Origin of the sequence: Pseudoduganella lurida, assembly GCF_007830455.1 — a bacterium.
In the GTDB taxonomy this organism is placed as follows: Bacteria; Pseudomonadota; Gammaproteobacteria; order Burkholderiales; family Burkholderiaceae_D; genus Rugamonas; species Rugamonas lurida.
Genome location: NZ_VLLB01000002.1, coordinates 606,597 through 622,827 on the forward strand (window position 1 = coordinate 606,597; position 16,231 = coordinate 622,827).

At 69.7% G+C, this 16,231-nt stretch carries 6 protein-coding genes; 4 read left to right on the forward strand and 2 right to left on the reverse strand.

The features are described from left to right. The first annotated feature begins 11 nt into the window (after nucleotides 1–11). Complete coding sequence (locus tag IP91_RS09275) at nucleotides 12–2,357, forward strand: DNA polymerase II (RefSeq protein ID WP_145648641.1); 2,346 nt, start codon at nucleotides 12–14, stop codon at nucleotides 2,355–2,357. A gap of 105 nt (nucleotides 2,358–2,462) precedes the next feature. Here IP91_RS09275 and IP91_RS09280 read toward each other — a convergent pair whose 3' ends face one another. Beyond that, a complete protein-coding gene (locus IP91_RS09280; RefSeq protein ID WP_145648642.1) occupies nucleotides 2,463–3,911 on the reverse strand; it encodes a M28 family peptidase in 1,449 nt (482 codons plus the stop codon). A gap of 214 nt (nucleotides 3,912–4,125) precedes the next feature. Here IP91_RS09280 and proA point away from each other — a divergent pair, with 214 nt between their 5' ends. The 3 genes from proA to IP91_RS09295 all read left to right on the forward strand — a co-directional run bounded on the left by proA (nucleotide 4,126) and on the right by IP91_RS09295 (nucleotide 13,996). Next, complete coding sequence (proA, locus tag IP91_RS09285; protein ID WP_145648643.1) at nucleotides 4,126–10,029, forward strand: anti-phage protein ProA; 5,904 nt, start codon at nucleotides 4,126–4,128, stop codon at nucleotides 10,027–10,029. Nucleotides 10,030–10,110: 81 nt separating this feature from the next. After that, the gene (locus IP91_RS09290) at nucleotides 10,111–11,553 is read left to right on the forward strand and encodes a pyridoxal phosphate-dependent decarboxylase family protein (protein WP_229474175.1); all 1,443 of its coding nucleotides are present in this window, start codon (nucleotides 10,111–10,113) and stop codon (nucleotides 11,551–11,553) included. A gap of 121 nt (nucleotides 11,554–11,674) precedes the next feature. Continuing rightward, nucleotides 11,675–13,996: a glycoside hydrolase family 31 protein gene (locus IP91_RS09295; protein WP_145648644.1), complete on the forward strand. Its 2,322-nt coding sequence runs from the start codon at nucleotides 11,675–11,677 to the stop codon at nucleotides 13,994–13,996. A gap of 48 nt (nucleotides 13,997–14,044) precedes the next feature. Here IP91_RS09295 and IP91_RS26400 read toward each other — a convergent pair whose 3' ends face one another. Further along, on the reverse strand, nucleotides 14,045–16,126 hold the full coding sequence (locus IP91_RS26400) for an ATP-grasp domain-containing protein (protein ID WP_229474177.1): 2,082 nt from the start codon (nucleotides 16,124–16,126) through the stop codon (nucleotides 14,045–14,047). Between the last annotated feature and the right edge of the window lie 105 nt (nucleotides 16,127–16,231).

The window sequence follows — 16,231 nt, forward strand, 5'->3', positions numbered from 1 at the left end:
CGGAGGCCGCGATGGGACAGGGTTTCCTCCTGACGCGCCACTGGCGCGACACGGAAGCGGGCCTGGAAGTGGACTTCTGGCTCGCCACCGATGACGGCCCGCGCCACGTGCGGCTGCCGGTGCAGAGCGCGGTTGCCTTCCTCCCCGTCGAACAACAGGAAGCGGCGCAGACCATCCTCGGTACCGAGCGGGGTTGCGAACTGCGTCCGCTGGACCTGGCCGATTTCAGCCACCGCCCCGTCGTCGGACTGTACTGCCGCCAATACCGCCAGCTGCTCAAGCTGGAGAAGCGCCTGCGCGAACATGGCATCGACGTCTACGAGGCGGATGTGCGCCCGCCCGAGCGCTACCTGATGGAGCGCTTCATCACCGCGCCGGTGGCGTTCGACGGCGACGACGGCCAGGTGCGCCTGAAGCCGGCCGACACCTACCGCCCGCGCCTGCGGCTGGCGTCCCTCGACATCGAGACGACCGAGCGGGGCGAGCTGTACTCGATCGCCATCGAAGGCTGCGGCGCGCGCAACGTCTACATGCTGGGGCCGGAAAATGGCGATGCAGGCGCCGTCGATTTCGCGCTGGAATACTGCGCCGACCGCCCCACCCTGCTGGTGCGCCTGAACGAATGGTTCGCGCGGCACGATCCGGATGCGCTGATCGGCTGGAACGTGGTGCAGTTCGACCTGCGCGTGCTGCAGAAGCATGCCGACCGCTTCGATGTCCCGCTGCTGCTGGGCCGCGGCGCGGACGGCGTGGCGACGCCGATGGAGTGGCGCGAGCACAGCAAGGGGCAGCATTTCTTCGCCGCAGCGCCGGGCCGGCTGCTCATCGACGGCATCGAGGCGCTGCGCTCGGCCACCTGGAGCTTCCCGTCGTTCAGCCTGGAGAACGTGTCGCAGACGCTGCTGGGCGAAGGCAAGGCGATCGACAATCCGTACGACCGGATGGACGAGATCAACCGCCTGTTCGCCGAGGACAAGCCGGCGCTGGCCCGCTACAACCTGAAGGACTGCGAACTGGTCACGCGCATCTTCGCGCACACGAAGGTGCTGGACTTCCTGCTGGAGCGGGCCAGCGTCACGGGCCTGGCGGCGGACCGCAGCGGCGGGTCGGTGGCCGCCTTCGAGCACCTGTACATCCCGCTGATGCACCGTGCCGGCTTCGTGGCACCCAACCTGGGCGACGTGGCCAATGAGAACAGCCCGGGCGGCTTCGTGATGGATTCGCGCTCCGGCCTGTACGACTCGGTGCTGGTGCTCGACTACAAGAGCCTGTACCCGTCCATCATCCGCACCTTCCTGATCGACCCGGTCGGCCTGGTCGAGGGACTGCGTGCGCCGGAAGAGGACACCGTGCCGGGCTTTCGCGGCGCGCGCTTCTCGCGCACGAAACACTGCCTGCCGGGCATCGTCACGCGCGTCTGGCAGGGCCGCGAGGCCGCCAAGCGGGCGAACAACCAGCCGCTGTCGCAGGCCCTGAAGATCATCATGAACGCCTTCTACGGCGTGCTGGGCGCATTCGGCTGCCGCTTCTTCGATCCGCGCCTGGCGTCGTCCATCACGCTGCGCGGCCACGAGATCATGCACCGCACCCGCGAGCTGATCGAGGCGCAGGGCTACCAGGTGATCTACGGCGACACGGATTCCACCTTCGTGTGGCTGGGCGAAGCGCACGACTCGGCGGCGGCGGACGGCATCGGCCGCACGCTGGTGGCGCACGTGAATGCGTGGTGGAAGGACCACCTGCTGCAGGCGTTCGGGCTGGAAAGCGCGCTGGAGCTGCAGTACGAAACGCATTACCGCCGCTTCCTCATGCCCACCATCCGCGATTCGGAGGAAGGCAGCAAGAAACGCTACGCGGGGCTGGTGGTGCGCCCGGACGGGACCGAGCAGATGGTGTTCAAGGGCCTGGAAACGGTGCGCACGGACTGGACGCCGCTGGCCCAGGTGTTCCAGCAGGAGCTGTACGCGCGCATCTTCCGCGGCGAGCCGTATCGCGACTACGTGCGCGACTACACGGAACGGATGCTGCGTGGCGAGCTCGATGCGCAGCTGGTGTACCGCAAGCGGCTGCGCCGCGGCCTGGACGACTACGAGCGCAACGTGCCGCCCCACGTGCGCGCGGCCCGCATCGCGGACGAATTCAATGCCGCCCAGGGTCGCCCGCTGCAGTACCAGAACCGCGGCTGGATCCGCTACCTGATGACGACGGCCGGCCCGGAACCGCTGGAGACGCGGCGCGCCCCGATCGACTACGCGCACTACCTGGAAAAGCAGCTGCAGCCGATCGGCGACGCCATCCTGCCCTTCCTCGGCGACAGCTTCACGGGCCTGACCAGCCGGCAGCGCACGCTGTTCTGAGCCCACCTGCAGCCCTCACTGGCACCAGCGGCAGCGGCCAGGGTTCGACCCTTTGTGCCCGCCCCCGGTAGCTGCTTTCGATCTTGCGGCATCCGGCCCTCCGGCCTATTTCGCCTGCAGCTTCTTCGCCGCTTCCACGTACGGCTTCGCATTCGGCACGTCGGTCCACTTCGGCGCCACCGGATCGTTGGCGATGCCGTACAGGCCCAGCGCCACCATGCGGTTCACGCGCGCCATGTTGTCGTAGTCGATCTTGCCCCAGTCGTCGTCCTTGCCATGGTAGTCCGGGAACTCGAACGACACGGCCAGCGTGTGGGCCGGCACGCCCAGGTCGGCCAGCGCCTGGTTGTCGCTGCGCGCGAAGAAGCGGTCGCTGTTCTTCTCGTGCTTCCACAGCTTCACGCCGGTGCGGGCGCCGGCCTGGCGCAGCGTGTCCGTCACCGTCGAATAGTCGTAGCCCGTCAGCGTCGCCGAGCTTACCTGCGCGCCCTCGCTGTCGTCCGTGCGGCCCACCTGCTCCAGGTTCAGGTCCGCCACCGTGTCCTTCACCGGGAACACGGGGTGGCGGCCATAGTAGCGCGAACCCAGCAGGCCCAGCTCCTCGCCGAACACCGCCATGAACACCACGCTGCGGCGCGGCCTCTGCTTTTCGGCGGCCAGTGCCGCCGCGATCTCGATCACGGAGACGGTGCCGCTGCCATCGTCGTTGGCGCCGTTGTGGATCTCGCCGTTCTTCACGCCCAGGTGATCGTAGTGCGCGGTCAGCATCACGTACGTGTTCTTCAGCTTCGGATCGGCGCCGCGCAGCACGCCGATCACGTTGCGCAGTTTCACCGGCCTGACGGTGGCCGCCGCGATCGACGCCGTCACCGTGGCGCCGCCCTTTTCCAGCAGCGCCGCCGCTTCCTGGTCATGCAGGGCCACGACCGGGAGCGCGCCGGCCGGTGCCGCCTCGCCCTCCGGATCGATCAGCCAACCGGGGTTGCCGCCATGCCGCCGTTCCTTGTCGACCATGATCACCAGCGCCGGCCGGCCCTTCAGTTCCTTCTGCAGCACGCGCGCAGCACGGCGCACGGCTTCGGCGGGCACCACCAGCACCTTGCCACCCACATTGCGCTTGCCATCGAGCGCTTCCTTCCACGGCATGAACACGGCCGCCGTGGCCGGCAGCTTCACGGCCTGCAGGAATTCGGCGGTGGCGCCGGCCAGCGGCACGGCCACGGTCCTGCCGCCGTTCTGCACGGACAGCGTGAAATCCTGCGCCTCGCGGGCCGCATGCTGCCAGTTGGCGGTCTGGAAGTAGCCGTCGTCGCCGGCCGGTTCCAGGCCGGCGCGGCGGAACTGCGCGGCGATGTATTCGGCCGCCAGGTCCTGGCCGCGCGACGGCGTGCCCCGGCCTTCCAGCAGGTCGGAAGCCAGGAAGGACAGGTGGCCGCGCAGCGAATCGGCGGAGATGCGGGACGTGATGCTGGCGGCCAGCGGATCGGCAGGTACCTGCGCGGCGGCGGTGGCGGCAGCCAGCGCGAGGACGATGGCGGGAACGAAGTGGCGCATGTTCGACTTTCTCGACGGGGAATCGGCGAATATCGCATGCGAAACGGCGCACCGTCAATCGTGCCCGGCGTGCGGGTCATGGCGGCGGCGGCAGCCGTGCGGCAGGGGCGGCGGCAGCCGTGCGGCAGGGGCGGCGGCAGCCGTGCGCAGCCCGGCGGTGCAGTACAATCGCCTGTCGCCATCACCTGTGCATGGCAGGACCCACCGAACCCACATGACGCCCGAACTTTCCGACGCCACCGTCCCCGACGGCGCCGCGTCCACCGCTCCTTTGCCAGTCGCGATCAATGTGATCGCCGATGCCACCATCGGCTACGCCGCCATCCAGAACAACGTGCCCGTGGTGCGCGAGCTGACCATGACCAACACGGGAACGGCCGCGCTGGTGGACGTCGAACTGGCGATCGCCTGCGTGCCGGCCTTCGCCACCGGCCTGCGCCTGCGCTTCGAGCGCCTGGAACCGGGCGAAACCCGCCGCATCGCCCCGCTGGACCTGAAGCCCGATCATGCCTACCTGTCCACGCTGGACGAAGCCGTGCAGGCCGTCATCACGTTCACCGCCAGTGCAGCCGGCGCCATGCGCGGCCAGGCGTCGCACCGGCTGGCAGTGCTGGCCTACGACCAGTGGGCCGGCACGCGCGCGCTGCCGGAACTGCTGGCCGCGTTCTGCATGCCCAATTCGCGCGTGGTCGATCACCTGATCGCCACGGCATCCGCGCTGCTGCGGCAGGCGCCGGGCGATCTGGCGATGAACGGCTACCAGGCGAAGAACCGGGAAAAGGTATGGAAGCAGGTATCCGCCCTGTACAGCGCGATCCTGGCCGAGGAACTGCACTACGCGAATCCGCCCGCCTCGTTCGGCAGCGACGGCCAGAAGATCCGCACGCCGGAACGCGTCCTCGACACGAAGGTGGCCACCTGCCTGGACCTGGTGATGCTGTTTGCCGCGGCGCTGGAACAGGCCGGCCTGCATCCGGTGGTGCTGCTGCGCGAGGGCCACGCCTGGGTAGGCGTGTGGCTGGTCGAGACCAGTTTTCCGACCGCGCTGGTGGACGATGCGCAGGCGGTGCGCAAGCGCGTCCATTCCGGCGAGCTGATGGTGTTCGAAACGACGGGCGTGGCGGGCGGCCAGCGGCCGACGCTGCGCTGGGCCTGCGCCACCGGCGTCGAACAGCTCGACGACGAGGAACGCTTCGCGTATGCGGTCGACATCCGCCGCGCCCGCGAGCTGCAGATCCGTCCCCTGCCCTCGCGCTCCGCTGCCGCACCGGAAGGGGCGCCCACCGATGTGCACGATGTGCCGGCCATCGAGGACATGCCGCCGCTGCCGCCGCTGGACCCGGCCGCGCTGCCGGCCACCGACCTGGCGGCCGACACGCCGGAAGGCCGGCTGGCGCGCTGGAAAAGCAAGCTGCTCGACCTCACGCTGCGCAACCGGCTGCTCAACTTCAAGCCGACGAAGAGCTCGCTTCGGCTGGTGTGCCCGGATGCGGGCGCGCTGGAAGACGCGCTGGCCGACGGCAAGGAGTTCCGCCTGCGCGCCGCGCCGCCGCTCATGACGGGGCCGGACGTGCGCGATGCCGCCGTCTACACCGCGCGCACGGGCAGTGTGCCGCTCGACGAGCTGGCGGCGGGAGCGCTGGGCAACCACGAGCTGATCGTCGACATCGATGAAGGCGCGCTCGACGCGCGGCTGCTGGAGATCTTCCGCGCCGCCGGCACCAGCCTGGAAGAAGGCGGCGCGAATACGCTGTTCCTCGTGTTCGGCTTCCTGCAGTGGAAGGAGGAGCAGGAGGCGGAGGCCTCGCACCTGGCGCCGATCCTGCTGGTGCCCGTCACGCTCACCCGCCAGTCGGTGCGCAGCGGCTTCCGGCTGGTGCGGCATGACGACGAAGCGCTCGTCAATCCCACGCTGATCCAGAAACTGTGGCAGGATTTCAGCCTGAAGCTGCCCGCCTTCGACGTGCTGCCGACGGACGACAAGGGCCTCGACGTGGCCGGCATCCTGCAGGCCTTCCGCCTGGGCGTGACGGAACTGAAGGGCTGGGAAGTGCGCGAGCAGGTCCACCTGGGCATCTTCTCGTTCACCAAATACCTGATGTGGAAGGACCTGCAGGACCGCCACCGGCAGCTGCAGGAAAACGCCGTGGTGGCCCAGCTGATCAACCATCCCGGCGAGGCGTTCGCACGCGAGGAGCTGGGCTTCGAGCCCCGCACGCTGGACCAGACGCACAGCCCGCAGGACCTGTTTGCGCCGCTGCTGTCCGATTCGTCGCAGCTGCGCGCCATCTGCGTGGCCGGCAGCGGCAGGAACCTCGTCATCGAGGGGCCGCCCGGCACGGGCAAGAGCCAGACCATCACCAACCTGATCGCGCACCTGCTGGCCACCGGCAAGCGGGTGCTGTTCGTCTCGGAAAAGATGGCGGCGCTGGACGTGGTGCACCGCCGCCTCGGCGCCATCGGCCTGGGGCCTTACTGCCTGGAGCTGCATTCGTCGAAAGCGCGCAAGGCCGATGTGCTCAAGCAGCTGGGCATCGCGCTGGACGCGGCCGGCGGCCGCACCGTGCGGGAATGGGAACTGGAAGCGGAGCGCCTGGCGGTGCTGCGCGGCGAACTCAATGACGTGGCAGTCGCGCTGCACCGGCTGCATCCGAACGACCTGACGATCCACGAGGCGATCGGCACCTGCATCCTGCACGCGCACCGGAAGCCGGCCGCCTTTGCGTGGCCCGATGCCGATGCGCACGCCCGGGCGGACCTGGAACGGATGCGCGACACGAGCCGGCAGATCGGCGCACTGGCCGGGCAACTGACGGCGCTCGACCATCATCCGCTGGGCCTGATCCGCGTCTCGGCCTGGACCCCGTCCTGGCAGCAGGACCTGCTTGATGGCGCCGCACTGCTGCACGACCGGGCAGGCGCGCTCGATGCCGCCGCCGTCAGGCCGCTGTCCCTGCTCGGCGCCGCACCGGAGGGCCTGTCGCTGGCCGATTTCGCCGCGCTGGACCGGCTGGCAGAAGTCCTGGTGCAGGCGCCGGACGTGCCGGTGGGGGTGGCACGTGCCGCGCACGATGAAACGGCACGTGAAAAACTGGCGACGCTGCACCGCCATGGCATCGCACGCAACCGCGCCTGGGCAGTCCTCGGCGGCAGGTACACCGAAGCATTGGCCGAGCTGTCCGCGGGCCAGCTGCGCACCGAATGGCATGCCGCCAGCGCCACCTGGTGGCCCATGTCGTGGTTCGCCAGGCGGGGCGTGCTCAATCGCCTGAAGCCCTACCGGCAGGATGGCCAGCGCCCCGCCGAGAGCGAGGTGCCGGCGCTGCTGGAGGCGCTCGCGCAGGTCAACACGGAAGACCAGGCCATCGGCGCCATGGCGGCGGATGGCGCGGCCCTGCTGCAATCGGGCTTTGCCACGCACCGCACGGACTGGGATGCCGTGGCGCGTGCCGCCGCGTGGGCCGAAGCCTTTGCGGACGCCGTGCTGGAACTGGCCAACGGCGACGTGGACCTGGCCGCAGCACTGCGCAGCAATCTGGAACCCTACGTGGCCGAGAACCGCGCGATGCTGGGGGCCGGCGGCCCGATCGGGGCGGCACTGACCGCGTATCGCGCCGCATGGACCGACTTCATGGCGCAGCTGCGGCAGGTGGCGCAGCTCGGCGCCTGCGGCGACCTGCTGGGACTGGACCGGCATGCCGGCGGCGTCACGGCGCGGCTGCGCGGGACGATGGCGGCCTGGCAGGCCGGCGCGCGGCAGCTGCAGCCCTGGTGCGTGTGGCAGGGTGCGCGTGCCAGGGCCGTGGCAGCCGGCCTGGAGGGCATCGTGCAGGCCGTCGAAGCGGGCCGGGTGCCGCTGGCCGACGTGGCCGACTTCTTCGAATACAGCTACCGCAACTGGTGGCTGCGCAAGGCGATCGACCGCGAGCCGGTGCTGTGCACCTTCTCCAGCGCGGACCACGAGCGCAAGATCCGCGAATTCCGCGCGGCCGATGCGCGCTTCCAGCAGCTCACGCAGCAGTACGTGGCGGCGCGGCTGGCCGGCCAGATTCCCGACAATGCGGCGCTGGCGGCCGGTTCCGATTCCGAGATGGGCAAGCTGCGCCGCGAACTGCAGAAGCAGCGCCGCCACATGCCGATCCGCCAGCTGGTGCAGAACCTGCCCACGCTGATGCCGAAGCTCAAGCCCTGCCTGCTGATGTCGCCGCTGTCGGTGGCCCAGTACCTCGATGCGGCGCACGCGCAGTTCGACGTGGTGATCTTCGACGAGGCGTCGCAGATTCCCGTGTGGGATGCGGTGGGCGCCATCGCGCGGGGCCGCCAGCTGGTCTGCGTGGGCGACCCGAAACAGCTGCCGCCCACCAGCTTCTTCAGCCGCGGCGAGAGCGACGACGAGGTCGACGGCGACACGGAAGTGCAGGACCTGGAAAGCATCCTGGACGAATGCCTGGGCATCGGCATGCCGCAGCTGACGCTGAACTGGCACTACCGCAGCCGCCACGAAAGCCTGATCGCCTTCAGCAACGCGACCTACTACGACAACGCGCTGGTGACCTTCCCGTCGCCCGTCACCGAGGACAACGGCGTGCGCTTCCAGCGCGTGCACGGCACCTACGACCGGGGCGGCTCGAAGACCAACCGCGCCGAGGCGGAAGCCATCGTCACGGCCATCGAGCAGCACTACCTCGATCCTTCCAAACGGCGCCTGACACTGGGCGTGGTGACGTTCAACCAGGCGCAGCAAAGCCTGATCGAACGGCTGCTGGACGAGCGCCGCCGCGCGCTGCCGGCGCTCGATGCGGCCATCGCCCAGCCGGCGCAGGAGGGGCTGTTCATCAAGAACCTGGAGAACGTGCAGGGCGACGAGCGGGACATCATCCTGTTCTCCATCACCTACGGCCCCGATATCGCGGGCAAGGTGAGCCTGAACTTCGGCCCGCTGAACCTGGAGGGTGGCCACCGGCGCCTGAACGTGGCCATTTCGCGGGCGCGCCAGAACGTCGTCATCTTCAGCACCCTGGTGCCGGAGCAGATCGACCTGGCGCGCGTGCGGGCCAGCGGCGTGCGGGACCTGAAGCACTACCTGGAATTCGCCATTCGCGGTCCCCGTGCGCTGGCCGAACAGAGCCTGCCCACCGGCCGCGAACCGGACAGCCCGTTCGAACGGCAGGTGATCAATGTGCTGCGCGAAAAAGGCTGGACGGTGCATCCGCAGGTGGGCGTGTCCGGCTACCGGGTGGACATCGGCGTGGTCGATCCGCGTGCGCCGGGCCGCTACCTGCTGGGTGTCGAGTGCGATGGCGCCATGTACCATTCCGGCGCCACCGCGCGCGACCGCGACCGGCTGCGCCAGCACGTGCTGGAAGGCCTGGGCTGGCAGCTGTTCCGCATCTGGTCGACCGACTGGTGGCTCGATCCGGAGGAGCCGATGCGCAAACTCCTGGCGCGGCTGGAGGAACTGGTGCAGCAGGCGCCGGAAGCCGTGGCGGAACCGGAGCCCGTGCCCGAACCTGTATTGGAAACCGCGCCGGTGGTCGAAACAGGGCCTGCGGCACTGCCGGTGCCGGCCAGCGAGGACAACCACGCGCTGTACCTGCCCGTGACCTTGCCGCCGGCCGACCCGGAGCGTTTCCACGACAGCGCGTCGGCCGACACGCTGCGCCACCAGCTGGGGCGCATCGTCCAGGAAGAAGGGCCGGTGGCGCAGTCGGTGGCCTTCCGCCGCATCACGCGGGCCTGGGGCCTGGCGCGCAGCGGTGCCCGCATCGAGAAGCACCTGGCGGCGCTGCTGCCGGTGGCAACGACGGCCGATGGCTTCCTGTGGCCGGCGCACCTCGATCCGGCCACGTGGACGGGCCATCGCCTGCCTGGTCCGGAAGCCGAATCGAAACGGGCGATCGACGAAGTGCCGCTGGAAGAGCTGGGCAACCTGGCCGTGTACGTGCTGGGACAGCTGGGCAGCACCACGCAGTCCGGCGTGGCGCGCGCCGTGTGCCGCCTGCTGGGCATCGCGCGCACCACGGCCGAGGCGGAGGCACGCATCGGCCGCGCGCTGGTGCATGGGCGGGTGGCGGACCTCGTCACCGTGACGGAGGGCGTGGTGGCGCTGCGGGGTTGACGGCAGCCGGCGTCCGGTAACCCTGCGCCGGACCGGGCGCCGGTGCAGTATAGTTCGGCCACGGCGTTACTGGACCCCACGATGGCTGACCGCACCACCCTCGATCCGGATGACTGGCCGGCGCTGCGCGCCCAGGGCCACCGGATGCTCGACGATATGTTCGACTACCTGGAGCACCTGCGCGAGCGGCCGGTGTGGCAGCCCTCCCCGCCCGCCACCCGCGCCACCTTCGAGACGCCGCTGCCGCGCAGCGGCACCGACCTCGCCACCCTGCACGACACCTTCATGCGCGACGTGGTGCCCTACGCCGTCGGCAATGCCCATCCCTGCTTCTTCGGCTGGGTGCATGGCGGCGGCACGCCGGTCGGCATGCTGGCCGAGATGCTGGCGGCCGGGCTGAATGCCAATGTGGGAGGACGCGACCAGATTCCCGTCCATGTCGAGCGGCAGGTGGCGCGCTGGATGGCCGAGCTGTTCGGCTTCCCGGCCGGCGCCAGCGGCCTGTTCGTCACCGGCACGTCGATGGCGAACATGATCGCGGTGCTGGTGGCGCGCCACCGCGCGCTGGGCCTGGCCGTGCGGGACGCGGGCCTGGCCGAACTGGGCCGCGGCCTGGTCGCCTACACCTCGGCCGCCGCGCACGACTGCATCGCCCAGGCGATGGACCTGACGGGCATCGGCCGCGCCGCGCTGCGCCTCGTGCCGCTGGACGAGGACTACCGCATCGACACGGCCGCGCTGGAGAACGCGATCGCCGCCGACATCGCCGCCGGCCTGAAACCCTTCTTCGTGGCCGCCACGGCCGGCACCGTCGACACGGCCGCCATCGACCCGCTGGGCGCCGTGGCCGACATCGCCCACCGTCACGGCCTGTGGTTCCATGTCGATGGCGCGTTCGGCGCGATGGCGATGCTGTCGGCCGAACTGGCGCCCCTGCTGGACGGCATCGGCCGCGCCGATTCGATCGCCTTCGATTTCCACAAGTGGGCGCAGGTGCCGTACGACGCGGGCTTCGTGCTGGTGCGCGACGGCGAACTGCACCGGCAGACCTTCGCCGCCAACCCGCGCTACCTGAAACGGGAGCCGCGCGGCATGGCGGGCGGCTCGCCCTGGCCCTGCGACTTCGGCCCCGACCTGTCGCGCTCCTTCCGCGCCCTGAAGGCCTGGTTCACACTGCAGGCGTATGGCACCGACCGGATGGGCGCCGCGATTGCCGGCACGTGCGCGCTGGCCCGCTATTGCGCCGAGCAGGTGGCGGCGCGGCCGCACTTCGAACTGCTGGCACCCGTGGCGCTGAACATCGTCTGCTTCCGCTATCTTGTGGCCGGCGACGGCATCGACGACTTCAACGCCGCGCTGGTGGCGGACCTGCAGGAAGCCGGCATCGCCGCACCCTCGCTCACCACCTTGCGCGGCAAGGTCGCCATCCGCGTCGCCATCGTCAACCACCGCAGCGAGCGACGCGACATCGACGCCCTGCTCGCCGGCCTCGAAGCCCTGGCCGCCGCACGGCTGCACGGCTGAACTGTAGGGATGCTACCGATGCCGAATTGATATCGCACGGTGATCAGACTTCATCGCACTGCGCATGCCATTGCGGCACAATCAGCCGTGGTTGCGATAACAATAACGATCCGGAGACCCGATGCGCACTTCCCCGAAAGGCCTGCTGGCAGGCCTGCTGCTGCTCCCCGCCTTCTCGCTGCCCGCGATGGCAGAACCCACCACCCCGGCGCCGCTGGCGCTGACTGCCACAGCCACCGCTCGCGGCCTGGTGATCACGACGGCACAGGGCACCGTGCGCATCGAGCCCTGGAGCGAACGTGTCATCCACGTGCTGGCCGGTGCCGACGCGGCCTGGCCGGGCAACTACAATCCTGCCGTCATCGCGAAGGCGGCGCGTGTCGACTGGCAGGCCAGCGAGACACCGGACTACCACGCGCTGACGACGAAGCAGCTGCAGGTGCGGGTCGACAGGAAGACCGGTGCGATCAGCTTCCATGATGCGCAGGGCACGCTCATCCTGAAGGAGCCGGCCGATGCGCGGCGCATCGCGCGGGACGGAAAAATCAGCCAGAGCTTCGCCCTGCAGTCGCCCATCTTCGGCCTGGGCCAGCACCTGAACGGGCTGTTCGACTACACCGGCAACACCGTCCACCTGCAGCAGGCCAATCGCGACGTGGCGGTACCGATGCTCGTGTCGCCCAAGGGCTTCGGCCTGTTGTGGAACAACGCGTCGGTGACCGATGTCGACGTCGGCCTGCCCATCTCCTGGGGCCACCCGCTGCAGATCCGTTCCGAAGCGGGTGGCGGCATCGACTACCACTTCATCTACGGTCCCGAGATCGACGATGTGGTGGCCGGCTACCGCGACCTGACGGGCCGCGCTCCCATGATGGCGCGCTGGACCTGGGGCCTGTGGCAGTCGAAGGAACGCTACAGGGACCAGCAGGAGCTGCTCGGCGTGGCCGCGCGCTATCGGGCGATGAACGTGCCGCTGGACGCAGTGGTGCAGGACTGGCAGTATTGGAGCGCGGGGAACTGGGGCGAGCACCGGATGGAGCCGGCGCGCTTCCCCGATCCGAAAGGCATGGTCGACGCGCTGCATGGCCAGAACGTGCACGCCGTGATCTCCGTGTGGGCCCGCTTCGACACGGCGACCCGCAACGCCGCCGAACTGGAACGGGCCGGCGCGCTGTATCCGAAGACATACACGAACGTCTACCCGGAAGGCACGGGCCGCTGGTACGACGCGTATGCGCCGGCCGGCCGCAGGCTGTACTGGGACCAGATCAGCCGCAGCCTGGGCCGCCATGGCTGGGATGGCTGGTGGCTCGATGCCAGCGAGGCGGAACTGGGCGGCAACTGGGGAGAGCTGCGCGACGTGAAGACGGCGGCCGGTCCTGGCGCGGCCGTGCTCAATGCCTATCCGCTGCTGCACACCACCGGCGTGTACGAGGGATCCCTGAAGGACTCCCCGGCCAAGCGCCCGTTCATCCTCACGCGCTCCGCCTACGCAGGCCAGCAGCGCAACGCCGCCATCACCTGGTCCGGCGACACCACCGCCACGTGGGAGGTGTTCCGTGCCCACCTGCCGGCCGCGCTGAACTTCACGCTGAGCGGCATCCCCTACTGGTCCGCCGATATCGGCGCCTTCTTCGGCGGCAAACCGTCCGACCCGGCCTATGCGGAGCTGTACACGCGCTGGTACCAGTTCGGCGCGTTCAACCCGATGTTCCGCGTGCACGGCACCGGCGACGGCAAGGAGATCTGGCAGTTCGACGCGGCCACGCAGAAGATCCTGCTGAAGTACACGCAGCTGCGCTATCGCCTGCTGCCCTACATCTACAGCGCCTCGGCGGACGTGACGGGGCGCCACGGCACGATGATGCGCGCGCTGGTGATGGACTTCCGCACCGACCCGCAGGCCGTCACGGTGCCGGACCAGTACCTCTTCGGCAAGGCGCTGATGGTGGCCCCGGTGACCAGCGCGAAGACGGATGTGCGCACCGTCTACCTGCCCGGCCAGGACGACTGGTTCGATTACTGGACCGGCCAGCGCCACGCGGCCGGCAAGGTGATCGCGGCGGCCGCGGACATCGGGACCATTCCCCTGTTCGTGCGCGCCGGCAGCATCCTGCCGCTGGGACCCGTGGTGCAGTACGCCAACCAGAAGAGCCGCGAGCCGATCGAGCTGCGCGTCTATCCGGGCAAGGACGGCAGCTACGAGCTGTACGACGATGCCGGCGACGGCCAGGGTTACACGCGGGGCGAATCGGCCACGCGCCGCTTTACGTGGCTGCAGTCCGCCACGCGCCTGACCATTGCGCCGTGGCAGGGGCGCTTTCCCGGCCTGACCGCCCGGCAGACCTACCTGGTGCGCTGCGGACCCGCCGCAACGGACCGCGGCGTGACCGTTGTTGCCGACAGCAGCGCCGTCAGCGTCGACCTGCCGGACTGCCGCTGAGTCCGTGTCCTGGTTCCCTGTCCTGGTGCCTGGCACCAGGACACGGGCTCAGCTGCGGCGCTCGCCGCTGCGGGCCCGTTCCAGCATCTGGCGGAAGGCCGTGAAGATCTTCTGCATGGCGGGCTGCTTGTACGGGTACATGGTGGCGTCGTCCATCGCGTGCACGACCATCGCGTTGTCCACTTCGAACACGAGCAGCTTGCCGTCCGGCGTCTCCGCGCAGTCCATGCCCACGTAGGACAGGCCGATACGGCGGTTGATCTCGGCCAGCGCGGCCTGGTGGCGCAGCGCGAAGGTGGTGTCGAAGCTGGCCATGGTCTCGGCCTCGATGGCGCGCTTGGCGGCGCTCTCGCCCATGCCGGCGTTCAGGTAGTGCACCATCCAGTGTTCGCTGATGGCGAAGTGGGCGAGGAAGGCCTGGCCCTCGATCAGCACGACGCGGTACTTGCCGAACAGGCCGCCCGCGTTGCGGTAGTCGACGAAGCGCGACAGGTAGAACTGGTCCGCCGGCACGCGCGCCAGGTAGGCGGCCAGGTCGGCCGGCGTGTCGATCTTGTCCAGGTCGTGGCCGGCGTGCGAGCCGAGCGGACGCACGATCAGCGGGAACGCGCCATCGGCCAGCACGCCCGGCAAGGTGTCTGGATGTTCGGCCAGCGCCGCCACCTGCGCGCGCAGCAGCCGCACGGTTTGCGGCATCTCCACGCCCTCGATCCCGGCCAGTGCATTGCAGGCACCATCGCGCGACAGTACGGCGATGCGGTCCGGGCCATTGAGCACGGGCCGCGGCCAGCCGGCCAGCCATTCGGACAGGCGGCCCAGCAAGGGCTGGTTGACGTCGTTCTCGCCCATGCAGACCAGCAGCACATCGTGTTCCGGCACCACGTCCGGCCAAGGCGCGTCGGCCGTCACGTACAGGATCTCCAGCGTCACGTCGCTGTCCTCGACGAGGAATTCGACAGGCGTGTTGGCCATCAGGTCGCCCAGGCCCATCACCACCAGCAGCCGCAGCATCTCGCCGCGGCGCGCCGGCAGCGTGTAGCGGGACTGGATGGCCACCGCCTCGGCCTGCACCTGCATGGCCACGTCGCGGTCGCCCGTCAGCTGCAAGGTGGTCGAGAAGTCCAGATAGGCGTTGGCATCGAGCTGGTCCGCCTCGGCGCGCGCCAGCAGCACCTGGGCCACGGGCGCCAGGTCCTGCTGGTTGAACGCCCGGCGCATCAGCGGTGCCACGCCAACCAGCGGTGCGAAAGGCAGCGCGGCAGCAGCCACCAGCGCATCCGGCTCGTTCGACACATCGGGCACGAAGCGCGCCAGCACCGCGCGCTTGCCGGCCAGGCGGGCATCGTTCCAGTCCGGCACATAGCGGGACGCCGGCAGCGTCACGATATAAGGACGGTGCGACAGCACGATGTGCGCATACAGCGCGAACGCTTCGGCGAAGTCGTCCAGCGGCGACTGCGCGCCGAACGGCGTCAGGAAAGGCGTACCGGCCAGTGCGGCATACGCGGCCGCCGCATCGTCGCTGGCGCGCGCCAGGGCATCGTCCAGCGGCGCGATGGCGTTGTCGTCGCCGATGCGCCAGGACAGCGGCAGGAACGAGTAGTCGCCCTGCGGCTCGTCATGCCACCAGTCGGGCACGAAGCGGCGGCCGGCCGCCAGCGCCTTGCCCGCTTCGTGCAGCAGCACCAGCCGCAGCGCATTGGCGCGTGTGTCGCCGGCGAACTCCTCCACCTGCACTTCGATCGGCGCGCCGGGATACGAAGCGCGGGCACGCATCTTCGCCCAGTCGTTGGCCGTGAACGGCGCCAGCGCATCGGCATCGAGCAGCGTGACGAGGCCGAGGAACTGGCCGTCCGGCGTGATGACGAGGTCCGTCAGCGCCTGTCGGCCCAGCCCCCGCACCGTGTAGGCGCCCAGCCAGGTGGTGTGCAGCCTGGCCAGCACGGCCGGCGGCAGGCTGCGCAGCGCCGCATCCAGGTCCGTATCGAACTCCGGCACCTCGGCCGCGACGACGTCGGCGTACTCGCCACGCAGCGCATCGGCTAGCGCGGCGGGCGCAGTCCCGTGGCGCTGTTCGGTCGGCTGGACTATCGCTGCGTGCCAGAAGGCGGCATCCGGGCTGGTGATCATGAAGGTGGCGGCGCGGCCGCGAGAGTGGATCGAACGGCCAGTATACGACGAGGACCATCGATGCGGGCGCAAGCTACAATGCCCGGATACCAAGAATCGATCACC

Bases quoted from the DNA above. Each gene is read 5' to 3' on its own strand.
- IP91_RS09275 (WP_145648641.1), top strand. From the start codon at position 12: ATGGGACAGGGTTTCCTCCTGACGCGCCACTGGCGCGACACGGAAGCG.
- IP91_RS09280 (WP_145648642.1), bottom strand. From the start codon at position 3,911: ATGCGCCACTTCGTTCCCGCCATCGTCCTCGCGCTGGCTGCCGCCACC.
- proA (WP_145648643.1), top strand. From the start codon at position 4,126: ATGACGCCCGAACTTTCCGACGCCACCGTCCCCGACGGCGCCGCGTCC.
- IP91_RS09290 (WP_229474175.1), top strand. From the start codon at position 10,111: ATGGCTGACCGCACCACCCTCGATCCGGATGACTGGCCGGCGCTGCGC.
- IP91_RS09295 (WP_145648644.1), top strand. From the start codon at position 11,675: ATGCGCACTTCCCCGAAAGGCCTGCTGGCAGGCCTGCTGCTGCTCCCC.
- IP91_RS26400 (WP_229474177.1), bottom strand. From the start codon at position 16,126: ATGATCACCAGCCCGGATGCCGCCTTCTGGCACGCAGCGATAGTCCAG.